This is a genomic window from Gammaproteobacteria bacterium, from assembly GCA_016765075.1.
Taxonomy (GTDB): Bacteria; Pseudomonadota; Gammaproteobacteria.
In genome coordinates, this window is sequence record JAESQP010000013.1 from 1 (window position 1) to 13,003 (window position 13,003).

Annotated in this window: 11 protein-coding genes; 6 read left to right on the forward strand and 5 right to left on the reverse strand. The window is 46.0% G+C overall.

Annotated elements, in window-relative coordinates; genetic code table 11:
- Both JKY90_00770 and htpX read left to right on the forward strand, forming a co-directional pair.
- A partial coding sequence (locus tag JKY90_00770) for a DNA topoisomerase IV subunit A (protein MBL4850805.1) occupies window positions 1-498 on the forward strand: 498 nt, incomplete at its 5' end.
- A 205-nt stretch (window positions 499-703) separates the two neighbouring features.
- Window positions 704-1,591, forward strand: a complete 888-nt coding sequence (gene htpX, locus JKY90_00775) for a protease HtpX (GenBank protein ID MBL4850806.1) — start codon at window positions 704-706, stop codon at window positions 1,589-1,591.
- 23 nt (window positions 1,592-1,614) lie between these two features.
- On the opposite strand, the gene JKY90_00780 is transcribed toward htpX, so the two are convergent.
- From JKY90_00780 to epmB, 4 genes are all read right to left on the reverse strand, one after another.
- Window positions 1,615-3,630: a cyclic nucleotide-binding domain-containing protein gene (locus tag JKY90_00780; GenBank protein ID MBL4850807.1), complete on the reverse strand. Its 2,016-nt coding sequence runs from the start codon at window positions 3,628-3,630 to the stop codon at window positions 1,615-1,617.
- Between the two features lie 354 nt (window positions 3,631-3,984).
- On the reverse strand, window positions 3,985-5,775 hold the full coding sequence (locus JKY90_00785) for a HAMP domain-containing histidine kinase (GenBank protein MBL4850808.1): 1,791 nt from the start codon (window positions 5,773-5,775) through the stop codon (window positions 3,985-3,987).
- Between the two features lie 8 nt (window positions 5,776-5,783).
- Entirely contained in the window at window positions 5,784-6,752 is a 969-nt protein-coding gene (locus tag JKY90_00790; GenBank protein MBL4850809.1) for a cytochrome B6, read from the reverse strand.
- Between the two features lie 602 nt (window positions 6,753-7,354).
- Complete coding sequence (epmB, locus tag JKY90_00795; GenBank protein ID MBL4850810.1) at window positions 7,355-8,389, reverse strand: EF-P beta-lysylation protein EpmB; 1,035 nt, start codon at window positions 8,387-8,389, stop codon at window positions 7,355-7,357.
- Window positions 8,390-8,478: 89 nt separating this feature from the next.
- Between epmB and efp the strand changes: the two genes are divergently transcribed.
- From efp to JKY90_00810, 3 genes are all read left to right on the forward strand, one after another.
- Window positions 8,479-9,048: an elongation factor P gene (efp, locus tag JKY90_00800; protein MBL4850811.1), complete on the forward strand. Its 570-nt coding sequence runs from the start codon at window positions 8,479-8,481 to the stop codon at window positions 9,046-9,048.
- Between the two features lie 201 nt (window positions 9,049-9,249).
- Entirely contained in the window at window positions 9,250-10,254 is a 1,005-nt protein-coding gene (genX, locus tag JKY90_00805) for an EF-P lysine aminoacylase GenX (protein ID MBL4850812.1), read from the forward strand.
- 413 nt (window positions 10,255-10,667) lie between these two features.
- A complete protein-coding gene (locus JKY90_00810; GenBank protein MBL4850813.1) occupies window positions 10,668-10,979 on the forward strand; it encodes a PilZ domain-containing protein in 312 nt (103 codons plus the stop codon).
- Window positions 10,980-11,213: 234 nt separating this feature from the next.
- On the opposite strand, the gene psd is transcribed toward JKY90_00810, so the two are convergent.
- Window positions 11,214-12,071: a phosphatidylserine decarboxylase gene (psd, locus tag JKY90_00815; GenBank protein ID MBL4850814.1), complete on the reverse strand. Its 858-nt coding sequence runs from the start codon at window positions 12,069-12,071 to the stop codon at window positions 11,214-11,216.
- Window positions 12,072-12,209: 138 nt separating this feature from the next.
- On the opposite strand from psd, the gene JKY90_00820 reads away from it, so the two are divergent.
- On the forward strand, window positions 12,210-12,683 hold the full coding sequence (locus JKY90_00820) for a CinA family protein (GenBank protein ID MBL4850815.1): 474 nt from the start codon (window positions 12,210-12,212) through the stop codon (window positions 12,681-12,683).
- Window positions 12,684-13,003 lie beyond the last annotated feature (320 nt).

Below are 13,003 nucleotides of genomic sequence, written 5' to 3' on the forward strand. Positions count from 1 at the left end.
GTCAGTTTCCGTGGTGTGGTGATTGGTGGCGAGTCTGAGCAAGTGTTGCTGGCATCGACCACAGGCTATGGTTTTGTCGCGACCATTGGTGATATGGTCAGTAAGAACAAAGCCGGTAAGGCGATGGTCAGTGTTGGTCAAGGCGGCGATGTTTTACTGCCGCAGCGTTTAGTGATGCCAATGGATGATTATTGGTTAGCCGTTGCGACTAATCAGGGTTATTTGCTGGTATTTGAGCTTAACGAGTTACCGTTATTGCCTAAGGGCAAGGGCGTTAAAATGATCAGTATACCCAAGGCTAAGGTGGGCGAAGGAGGGGAGTTTGTCGTTGGAGTGGCTTTGCTAAGCGAAACCGATACCCTACGTGTCCATGCCGGTCAGCGTTACATCAACCTGAAGCCAGGCGATCTGGATAATTTCACCCATAAGCGCGCCAAACGTGGGCGCAAATTGCCACGTGGTTTCCAACGGGTTGATCGAATAGAAACGGTTGCATAACTTGAACGGAGAATAAAAAAAGCCGACAGCAGAGGATGCCGTCGGCCTAAGGTCTTCTTATCTAGGAGAGATAAGTTGGTTCATAGTCTATAGCGGCGTTTTTTTAGTGATCTTTAACCAGAAGCTTATATTTTTACTTTAAATTGCCTCGATCAGGCCTAATAATATACTTAATTCTGTTTTTATTTTTAAATGAGGTTGTTGGATGACACGCGTATTTTTGTTTTTAGCGACCAATATTGCCGTTATTGCGGTACTCAGTATTGTGTTAAACCTGCTCGGTATCGACGGCGTGCTTGATGAGCAAGGTGTCGATCCTGATATCAACTCGCTGCTTATTTTTTCAGCTCTTTTGGGTATGGGCGGATCTTTTATCTCGTTGGCTATTTCAAAGTGGAGCGCAAAGCGCATGACAGGCGCTAAGGTCATCGAATCACCAAGCGACGAGACCGAGCGATGGTTACTCGATACGGTAAAAAGCCAGGCAGAGCAGGCGGGTATCGGTACGCCTGAGGTGGCTATTTATGACGCGGCTGATCCGAATGCCTTTGCCACCGGCATGAATCGCAACAAGGCCTTGGTTGCTGTAAGTACGGGCTTAATGCAGCGCATGACGCGTGATGAAGTTGAAGCGGTATTGGCGCACGAGATCAGTCATGTTGCCAATGGCGATATGATTACCCTTGCTCTGATCCAAGGTGTGGTCAATACTTTTGTTATTGTTTTATCTCGTATCGTGGGTCATTTTGTTGATCGCGTTATCTTGAAAAATCAGCGTGGCCACGGTATTGGCTATTTTATTACCTCGATGATAGCGCAAGTTGTCTTGGGTATTTTAGCGTCGACAATTGTCATGTGGTTTAGTCGCCAGCGAGAATACCGAGCTGATGCCGGTGCAGCAAAACTGGTTGGAAGTCATAAGATGGCCGCAGCCTTGCGGCGCTTGCAAGGCAGTTCTGGGCAACCTCAGTTACCAGATCAGCTTGCGGCATTTGCCATTTCAGGTCAAATCAGTAGTGGGCTCAAGCGTTTATTTATGAGTCATCCACCGTTAGAAGAGCGTATAGCGGCGTTAGAGCAGGGTCGAGTTTAACAAATTGTTGCCTGGCGCTGGTGTTAAACCTTATCAAGGTCGAGATCGTTAAGGTCGTCAGCACCACTGTCATCGAGTATATCGCTCAAATCATTCAGATCATCTGATGAAGAAGAGCCTATGCCCAGTGTATTGTCAAGATCTTCCATTTCATCCCAAAGCGCTGCTTCGGCATGCTCATTTTGTAGCGCCTCATAGTCTTCAGTAGCGCTTTTTAATTGTTCTTCCAGTGTTCGTTTTTCTTCGCTACTAGTTTTTAATTTTTCTTTCAGCAAGTGAACTTTTTCATTGTCATCGCCAGCCTCAAATTCCTGGCCGACATTGTCTAAATCATTGCGCGCTTGTGTTAGCGCCACTTCAAGTTCGCTGACGCGTTGTTGTTCATTTTGTAAGTGTTCTTGCGCTTGTTGTAGTTGTGATGTTCTTTCATCGAGCTCTATACGGGCTTGATTAATATCGCTATCAACTGATTCAGATTGCGATGCCAATATGGTTAATTTGTTCTTACCTTCTATAAGCTGGAATTTAAGTTTTTTGACCAGCGTGTCGTTACCGAGCTTGTAACGTTTCACTTTTTTTAGAAACTTAGTATAGTTATTATCAGCGAGTTTACGCTTTTCAGCTTCGTTGGCCAGTTTTTGTGTTAACGCAGTAATTTTACTCTCCAGCCCCACTTTTTCGGTGAGTAGCACGATTAGTTTACTGTTGTCTTTTGAGGTAACTGGCTCTGTTGTTTTGATTGCGTCATCACCTGCCGCTTTGGGCTCGTTGTCCTCCTCTGGGGGAGAGCACGTAGCGGTTGTCGACGAGTCGTTCGCATGGTCATCGACCAAAGATAGACCTTTGCCTAAACCATTCTCAGTGAACGTGGATTTGTCTGCTTTTAATAAGGCGACTTCTTCAAGCAATCGTTGTTTTTCCGAATCCAATTCCAGTTTGAGTTTCTGTTCATTGGATAGGGCGTCATCAAGATCATTAACCGCGTCAGCAGAAGGCGTTGCATCTGTATCAATGAAGCTGGAATCAATGGTGCTGGTATTTTCATTATAGGCAAAAGCATTAAGGCCATGCTGTATGAGAAAAAAAGCGCCGACACCACTTTGCTCAGGTGTTTCACCGACAACAACATAAGTTTGAGAATTATTTAGCGAGTTAATTTTACGGCTTAGATCAGTAAAATTAATGCAAAGGCTCTCACGCAGCACGCTTCCTTGTCGCTTGGTAGCAGGGCGTAAATCCAGCCATTTGCAGTCACTATCGATCTGTTGTTGAACACTATTGCTATCGGTAGTGTTAACGAGTGGTTTATAGCAAAGCTGCAGAAAGTCAGCTTTTGGCAGGAGCATGAGTTGGCCACTGCTTTTCATGATTATTTTTTCAGGTTGGCCTGTTTCTAACAGTAAACCTGGAACACCAAAGGCATCGCCACAACGCCATTCTTGGCTTGGGTTATCGGCCTCACAGCAGACTCCGCTTTTTATTATAAAATAGTGATCAGTTTGTTGGCCTTGTTCTATTACTGTGGCGCCCGCTTTATAGGTGGCTTCAGATACGCCTGATAGTATTTTTTGTAGACTGGTAGGAGGCAACTTTGAAAATGCTTCTGACTGCAATATGCACGTCATCCAATCGTTATTATCTTCGGTATGGATATCGTTGACTTGGTAGGCATCAGTAGTATTTTTGCCTAGATGGAAATCGAGTACTGATGTGTCAATCATGACAATAGTTGAGGTTGATTGCACACGTGCAGTAAATTTACGCGGCAGGTCAGCGGCTAAGGGCTTAGCTGCTTCTTCAGTGCCGCCATCGATGGTTTGGACAAGGTTAGTCTCGCGAAGGAGTGCGATACGGCCCTTGATTGCATAGAAGGTATGGCGGTCACTATGACCCTCGCGAAATAAATATTCGCCTTTTTTGAACTGTTTGATTTTGACACGCGTTGCCACGTCATGAAATTGCTCAGAGGACATTTCATTGAAAGGTGATAAGTTGGCAAGAATTGCAGTGTCGACCATTTCGCGTTGGGCGGCGCTCATTATTTCAAAGACTCCGTACTTAATAGTATTCTGCTTATAGGGTATATAGCGGTCTGTAAGACAATTTCATTAGCCGGTTTCAGTACTGTTTTATACTGGTTTGGCTACGCCACACTAGGCTGTGGCTTAGTAAAAAAAGAAGACGCATAGCAAGTTGTTGCGGCTTGTACCCCGAGAGCCTGCCCCCCGTGTCAAGCACGGGGCAGGCTCCGCGAAGGCGTGGGGGCACGTAGCACCCCGAGAGCATGAAGTACTCTTGGAGTGCTTCATGCAGGGTGTGGAGTATTATTGCATAGTGAGGCCGCTACTTGATGTGCGTCGTATATATACTATATTTTACTAACGATGGTTGGGTTATGCTTGAGCTCGAGCCGTCACCTTGTTACGACTCTTAAGCGGTAGCACGATCGAGAAGTTAGTGCCCTTGCCCGGGATGCTCTTAATGGCAATCTTACCTGCATTTTGCATCACCAGCTTCTGGGCAACGGTTAGCCCGAGACCTGATACCTTACTATCGCCACGTTTTTTGGTAGAGTAGAAGGGATCGAACACATGACTACGTGTCTCATCGTCCATTCCTTTACCGTTATCAACCACGCTGATAATTGCTCGATCGTTATGTTTCTTGGTGGAAATCATGATCTGCCCTTTAGCTCGCCCAGCAGACTTGATTGCGTCAATCGCATTGTGAATCATGCTTACTACGGTGTGTTGCATTTCTTCACATGAACCAAAGACTTCCGGTATGGTGCTGGTCTTCGTTTTGATCGTAATCCCATCGTCGATTTCATCTTTTATTTCTTCGATTGCAGCGGTTACTGCATCGTTAACGTTAAACCAGGCTTGAGGCTTAGGATCAGTATCGCCTAGGCTACGTAGTTCACCGGTAAACGCTTGAACATGCATGATGTTGTTATGCATTTCATCGATTGTTTCTGGCACATCATTTAGTGTGTTATCGCTGCTTACTGTATCAAGTACTTCACTGATGTGCTTCAGGTTGTCCATCATCTCAGAGGTGTCTGCAGCTTTAGCATGCATGAACTTATCAACCTCGATTTTTAGTGTGCTAAACCGTTCGGCACTAGAGCGGATTGCATCCAGGCTTTCACTTAACTTGTTAACAGGGTTACCCAGTTCTTCGGCAATGGTGCTTGCCATAGAACTGACCGAACCCATGTTAGCGCCTGAGCTAGATTTGCCTGCACTCTTTTCAATTGTTTTCTTAAGCTCTTTGGTTGCTTTAGCAATGTTAGTCTTAAGTTTCTTGTTAAAGCTAAAAGCGTTCACTGCGTACAGGATGCCAGTAACCACTGCGATAGCAGCGAGTCCAAGAATCATCATGAGGAGTTGTTTGCCAAGGTTAGTAGTGCCCGTATTGAGCTCAGTAACCAAGCTATCAGAGAAGTCTTTGAATTGAGTTGATAATTCAGTCCCTGCTTCAGCAACTTTAGTTCCCAGTATGTTTTTAATAATGTCGTTCAGATAAATAGTACGTTCCATAATAATACGTGAATGCGAGATATAGTTATTCAATGCATTCGATAATTCAGGTGGATAGTTAAGAACGGTTTCTTCAAACTCACTTAGCTGCGTTAGTACACGTATTTTTGCGCCTTCATCAGGGCGCTGTGAGAAAGATGAAACACGATCATTGATATCACGAATTTTGTTGATCAGTTTCTTACTCGCTTTTGTTTTTTCTGTATCTATCTCAGCAGCTCTTGCCAATAAGCCGCGTGTGGCAACTGGCAAAAACTTGCGAGAATTACGTATGACCGCAAAGTTTGTTTTGAATTGCTCAACGGTTTCTTCTTTTGACTCGACCAGGCTGAGGAAGCGGAAGAGACGATTCTTCAGATTATCAGGAATGGTATCTCCGACATCAGCGGCTGTGGCCAATTCTGCGCGAAGCTCACGTAAGCGTGGTAAGAATCCGGCCACTTCGTCAAAGTCAGAGTCAGTCACCAGGCTACGCAGTACCGCCAGGCTCCATTCACCATCTAATTGGCGCAGATTATGGATGTCTTCGGCCACTGAATATAAATTCCCCGTACCTTGCTCTGTGGTCTGAGACATACGGTCATGTGTGTAGATAACCCCAGCACCGACAGCCACTGCCCCTATCAGCAGGATTATGCTCATTACTTTATTCATTTCTTCATCTCCGGATGCTCACCTACGAGGGTTTTAATAAACGCTACAATGGCGTCTTTATCTTCATCAGGCGCCTCGCGACCTAACTGAAATTTGAACATAATATCGACAGCATCGCGTAGCGTAGCAGCATTGCCATCATGCAGATAAGGCGGTGTCAGTGCAGCCAGGCGAAGGCTAGGCACTTTAAAACTATGTTTGTCCAAGACGTTGCCCGTAACATTAAAGCGACCCATGTCAGCCTTGGTAATGTTGCCACGTGTCTGAAAATAGGAGTTGGCAACACCGAAGAGCTGGAACATATTACCACCGACTGCGGCACCTTGATGACAGGAAATACAGCCATATTTTTTGAAATTTTGATAGCCGGTTTTTTCAAAATCGGTTATGGCATCTGCATTACCGAGTAAATATTGATCGAAACGTGAATTTGGTGTAATCAAGCTGCGCTCAAATTCTGCGATAGCGCTTTTGATGTTTTGTCGATTAATACCACCACCAAATGCATTATCGAATAAGCCTGGATATTCAGCATCTTCGTAGAGTTTGGCGACAACCTCAGGCCACAATGAGCCCATTTCACTCGGGTGTTGAATAGGGCCGTCAACCTGTGCTTCCAGGGTTTCAGCGCGACCATCCCAAAATAAGCGGAACAAGAGGCCCGTGTTGTACACAGTGGGTGAGTTGATATCGCCCTGCTTGCCTCCAATACCAGTTGATACCTTGACATGATCGACACCACCATTTGCCAGATCATGGCAGCTAGCACAGGAGATGCTATCGTCTTTCGATAAGCGGGTGTCATGAAATAATTTTCTACCCAATGCGACGAGCGTTGGATCAACATCGACGGTAGCAGGAATCGGTTTAATGGGTTCATTCAGCGGCTCACCAGCCAGCAAAGGCGTTGCTGTCAATAGTGTGATGAGGCCGATGGCGGCGTAAATCTTTAATTGTTTGGTCATAAGTTGGCCTGTTTTCTTTGAAAATTAAAAACATGCTTCTGTGTCTTTAAACTACGCTGTACCACGATAATTTTTAATTTCTTCACTGTCTTTAAGGAGTGCATGTTATCTATGAAGTTTTTTTAACTAACTTCCAGATACTATTTCCTTTTATCACCACATAAAGACGTCTCATGGCTGTCAAATAATAGGGAACGGTAAGATAAACACCATCTAAATAGCATGTTCCCATGCCGTTTAAGATAAAAATAGGCCATTAATCTTTGTTAGGTTACTAGCAGGTTTTTATCTCTATTGAGATCAATATCGGCGGCGCGCGGATTTCCTTTAGCTTTTGTGACGTAAAAATTTTATGGCGAATGTCTCAAAAACGAATACAGTTTAATAGGCTCAAATTGAGCAAGAAGAGCAGTTGGGAAATGGTCAGGGGGGGCGTTCTCAGTTATCTGGGTGAGTGTGATTCTGAGGCATTCTTTGTGCTGGCACTAAAAGTAGGCGCTTTAGGCAAGATGCACCTCGCAGCGAATGGCCATGGCCCCTGTCAAGTCCTGCAACGCCGCTGCAGGAGCGCTGAACACAGCAATATCACATTGAAAGAAGTACTAGAGTGATGTTTTTGATTGCTGACCAGCGTGCTCTCTAACCAGCTTAGGGACTAAATAGCCAGGGAGTGTTTGACGTAGACCTTCGATGAGATGACGTGCGGTGTTGTCATCGACATAAAAATGCCGGGCGCCTGCAACTCGGTCGAGTAGGTGTAAGTAATAAGGGATAACGCGGCATTCAAATAGGCGTTGACTTAATGCAGATAAATCCTCAACAGAATCATTAATGTTTTTAAGTAGGACAGACTGATTGAGTAGCACTGAACCCGTTTCATGAAGCAGGTTCAGTGTCGATTTGACCTGATCATCGATTTCATTCGCATGATTGACATGAATAACGATACTCGTTTGTTGGGCAATATTACTCAGCCAATCAATCAAGCCGTCATCGATACGCTCTGGTAGTACCACCGGTATACGTGTGTGTACACGTATACGTTTGACATGTGTGATAGGGCGTAATTGATCTGTAATGTTGCGTAGATGGTCATTACTTAAGGTAAGCGGGTCGCCGCCACTGAGAATGACCTCTGAAATGCTGGTGTCACTCTTTATATAGTCTATGGCAGCGTGTAATCGTTGCCCGCCGATATGAGATTCAGAGTAGGGGAAGTGACGTCGAAAACAGTAACGGCAATGGATGGCGCAGGCTCCGGTGGTAATCAACAGAACACGCCCCTTGTATTTGTGTAGCACCCCATCGACTTTGATTGCTGCATGATCGCCAACAGGGTCATGCGTGAAATCACGGTGTTGTACTAATTCTTGAGCCTGTGGTAGCACTTGTAATAACAGTGGATCATTAGGGTTGCCAGGCTCAGCGCGGTTAAGAAAAGCCAGAGGAACCCGTGTCGCAAACAAGTCATGGGCGTGTGCTAAAGCTAGCGTCTCTTTGTCGGTGAGTTGTAAACCACTGGCGCTATGTAACGATGCAACATCGCGTACCACACGCAGTTGTTGTTGCCAGCTTGGCACTGTTTGCTTGGGTGTTTTAGTCAGAGTCACTTTAGTAAATACACGGTAAACGAAGATAAAATAGGGGATATTCTTCCTATAATAAATTAAAATAGCGCGTTTTTGACATTCTTTTAGCGCCTTTTAACATAATGGGGGGGGAAATCGTGGCCACTGTCAGTACCAATGAATTCCGTAGCGGTCTTAAATTGATGATCGATGGTGATCCTTGTAGCATCATCGAAAATGAATTTGTTAAACCGGGCAAGGGCCAGGCCTTTAATCGCGTTAAAATTCGCAATCTGATAACGGGGCGTGTTATCGAACGCACATATAAATCAGGTGAGTCGGTAGAGACGGCAGATGTTGTCGATACAGATATGCAGTTTATTTACAGCGATGACGAATATTGGCATTTTATGGTGCCCGAGACGTTTGAGCAAATTGCTGCTGACTCGAAGGCTATTGCTGATTCAGCGAAATGGTTAAAAGGCCAAGAGGATTGTATTGTTACGTTATGGGAAGGGCGGCCGATTTCGGTGACGCCACCTAATTTTGTGGAACTTGAAATTACCGATACCGATCCGGGTCTGCGTGGTGACACCTCTGGCGGGGGTGGTAAGCCAGCGACCTTGGAAACGGGTGCAGTCGTTCGCGTCCCGTTATTTATTGACCTTGGTGAGGTTGTTAAGGTTGATACACGTACAGGTGATTATGTGTCCCGGGTTAAGGGCTAGGAGCCTGTCGGACTTAGGATGAATTAACTGCGAAAAAGCCATTTTGGCCTCTTTTTCCGATCCTTTTCGTTAAATATGCTCAATATTCGCCTCAAATGATCAAAAAAATGGACTCAAAATGGCTTTCTCTCGCTACAATCACCTAAGTCCGGCCAGGTTCCCAGCTCTGGCTCACGATTCGGCACCACGAGTAGTTTGCTAATGCAAGATTGGCAACCCGGCGCATCGCAAGCGGTGCGTCAGCTACGCGCGCAATTATATAAACAAATCAGGGATTTTTTTGCTGCGCGTAAGGTGTTAGAAGTTGATACCCCGATTTTGTCATTGGCCGCATCAACCGATCCGATGTTGGATCATTGGCAAAGCAAGCAGTACTACGTGCTCCCCCTCAAGGGGGGACAAAACCGAGCCTCGGGGTATAACGACACTCAACACGATTACTATCTACAGACTTCCCCCGAGTTTGCAATGAAACGCTTGCTGGCTTCTGGCAGTGGTTCAATCTACCAGATTTGCCGATGCTTTCGCGCCGGTGAGTCAGGTCGTCGTCATAACCCCGAATTCGTCATGCTTGAGTGGTATCGCGTCGATTTCCAATTAATACAATTGATCGAGGAAGTGGTTGACCTGTTACAACTCTGGTGGCCACAGCGACAGGTTCAGCTTTATGATTACCGAGAATTATTGCTTGACCGAACTGGACTTGATTATGAGCAGGCAAGTGTTGCTGACATTCAAGCCTATCTGAGTGCAAGTGCCACGCAATATTCAACAGAGTTACTACAAGGTCAGCGGGATGATCTTTATGATCTCGTATTCTCGAATGAAATAGAGCCAAGCCTGGGCATTGATTCAATAGCGGTATTAACTAATTACCCGGTCTCTCAAGCGCAATATTCCCAGCTAAATTTGGATGGTAGCAGCGCGCAACGGTTTGAGGTCTATCTCAATGGTGTTGAATTAGCCAATGGCTACCAGGAGCTGCGCGATGGTGCTGAGCAGGCACAGAGATTCGCTCAGCATAATGCTCAGCGTGAAGTACTGTTAAAACCCCAAATCAAAATCGATCATAGATTGTTGGCCGCTCTTGACCATGGTTTGCCTGCTTGTTCAGGTGTTGCCTTGGGTATAGATCGCTTGCTGATGCTAGTGGCAAGGAAGGGGCATATTGATGAGATTGTCGAGTTTGCCTTGGATCGATCTTAGCCCGCATTTTTCACCAGATGGGCGAGTGCTCGCTTGATCTTCACCCCACAAGGGGGTGCTGAGGTGAATCCACAAAGAATTTTGCTCAGTCGGAAATACACACTGTTATTCCATTTCCTCGCAAAATCCTTTGTGGATCCAAATCTCTACGTGATCATCTCGTACCCCTGGTGAGAAATGCGGGTTAGGGGTCGAGCCTAAGAAACCCGTGTTTATGACACACTAGAATTTTTCTGGATTGTGCGTCGGTAATTTTTACAATTTTATTTTTCTTGTTGCACAAACACTCTTTTGCGTTCAAGATGCCCCTATAAGTCATTGTTTTCAAAAGATTCACGAAGAATTGACACTTTAGGCATAGGTCTTGCCTACTACTCAGTAGATGACGATTCAAGTATGGGATTACTATAAAAATGATAGAAAGACGTTGGAGCTCGCGCCAGCCGTTACGCCTTGAGATCGATGTTGAATGCGGTGATAACGCGTTTAGTGGGCACACTGTTGATGTCGGGCTTGGTGGTGCGTTTATTGAGGCCGAGTCTTACAAATTCGAGCAGGATCTAGACGTGATTTTACGTTTTCAGCCTGAACAAGATTCACGTATCGAATCGACAGACCTCAATGCTCGTGTTGTCAGGGTCTGTGATGAAGGGATTGGCTTGATGTTCCAGAATTTTGATGCCGATGCTTATCGGGCTCTAAAAACCGTTATGAGTTGTGCTTAACAGGCTGTTGAAAAAGCCCCTGACGGTACGATGCGTGCGTTTACCCTTCAAGGGGGTACTCAGAAAAAATAGCTCAAAATGCTCATTGACTCCGTGTCAACTGCGCTTTTTCGCTATTTTTTGCCCTTATGGCCCTACGGGCTTATTAAGGATTTATTCCCCACGGTCATGTCATCTTGTCTCGTACTCACCATGGACTCTTTCAACAGCCTGTTAACATAGATATTCAGGTGTTTATAAGGCTATAGCAATTAACTCGCCCAGGTTCATGGGCTGATGTGGTGCCAAATCTGTTGGCCACGATAACTTGCCAGGTTCAAATAATAAAATTACCGTCGAACCCATATTGAAGCGAGCAACTTCTTCACCACGTTCAAACTTAGGCCGTGAACCTGTGGCGTAATCCCATTTTTCAAGTGTTTTTGGTCTGCGCGGCGTTACTGCGCCGTGCCATACTGTATCAATGCTTGATACAAATAACGCACCGACTTTTACCATTGCAAAGCTGCCGATCTCGCTGTCAAATATTGAGATGACGCGCTCATTACGTGCGAATAGCCCAGGTACACTGCGCACGGCCGATGGGCTTACGCTAAACAATCTGCCGGGCACATAGATCATCGATTGCAATTCACCGGTAAGCGGCATATGAATGCGGTGGTAGTCACGCGGTGATAAATAGATATTAATAAAGCTGCCATTATTAAAGCGGCTGGCGAGCTGTGTATCACCGCCGAGTAGCGACTGCATTGAATAGCTATGGTTTTTGGCTTGAATAATAGTGTCATCGTTGATCAGCCCTACCTCACTGATGCGACCATCGACAGGAGATACGATCGCGCCGGGCGCTTTGGCAATAGGACGCGCGTCTGCACGTAACTCGCGGGTAAAAAAGTGATTAAAGTCGGGGTAACTTTCGATATCCGGATTTTTGGCCTGGCTCATATCGACCTGATATTGCTTAACAAACCAGGCGATGAAGGCATTTTTGAAAAACGGCCAACGTCGTCGCATCAGCCAATATATAAGGCGTGACAAAGCATGATGTGGGATCAAGTATTGCGGTAAGGTGCGCAGAGTATCGCCTAACATGATGGTCTAAAGCTCATCCTGGAAAGCGGCGCAGTATAGCAAGTCAATGTGGCGTCTCAAGTTAAAGGATTTTCTATGCCATCATTATAGTAGTTTGAGACACTATACGAATTTGGCTTCAGGTAAGCTGCGATCGATATGAAACCAATACTTGAACAGATAGCGCTGCAGTTACAGCAAAAGAGCTGGTTACTGGTAACTGCGGAGTCGTGTACCGGCGGCGGGGTTGCACAGCGCTTAACCTCGCTAAGTGGCAGCTCATTGTGGTTTGATCGCGGTTTTATTACTTATAGCAATGCTGCCAAGCAAGAGTTGCTTGATGTTGGTGAAGATTTGTTAGATCAGTACGGTGCCGTTAGCGAGCAGGTTGCCGTGGCGATGGCGCGTGGTGCTTTGGCGCATAGTCGGGCGCAAGCCTCTCTTGCAGTGACTGGTATTGCCGGGCCTAGCGGTGGCACCGAGGCCAAGCCGGTGGGCACAGTGTGGTTTGCCTGGGCGCTGGAAACCGACACAAAAACGGCATGCCAAGTATTTTTTGGCGATCGTCAATCAGTGCGCAACCAGAGCGAAGCATTTGCCTTACAAGGCCTGCTCGACATGGTTTCTCGCTAGGGTGTCAATATTCTCGGACAGGCTCCTAGGGAGCTTCTGGGGCTTGCGAGCTTAGATTGAGCCCATTATGTTACTCCACCGGGACATTGAATAGCCCAACAGACACTTAGGGTCAGAGACCTTATGACTACTCAAACAGACTTTATTGTTGACCGCCGACCGCCATGGAGAGCGGAGCGAGGGCGGTTAGTCCCCGATAGGCAACGTTATTTATTTTTTTCGGAATTAGGAACGATAGCGAGTGATGGAGAAAAAATAAATAGCGTTGCCTATCGGGGACTAACCGCCCTCGCTCCGCTCTCCATGGCGGTCGGCGGTCA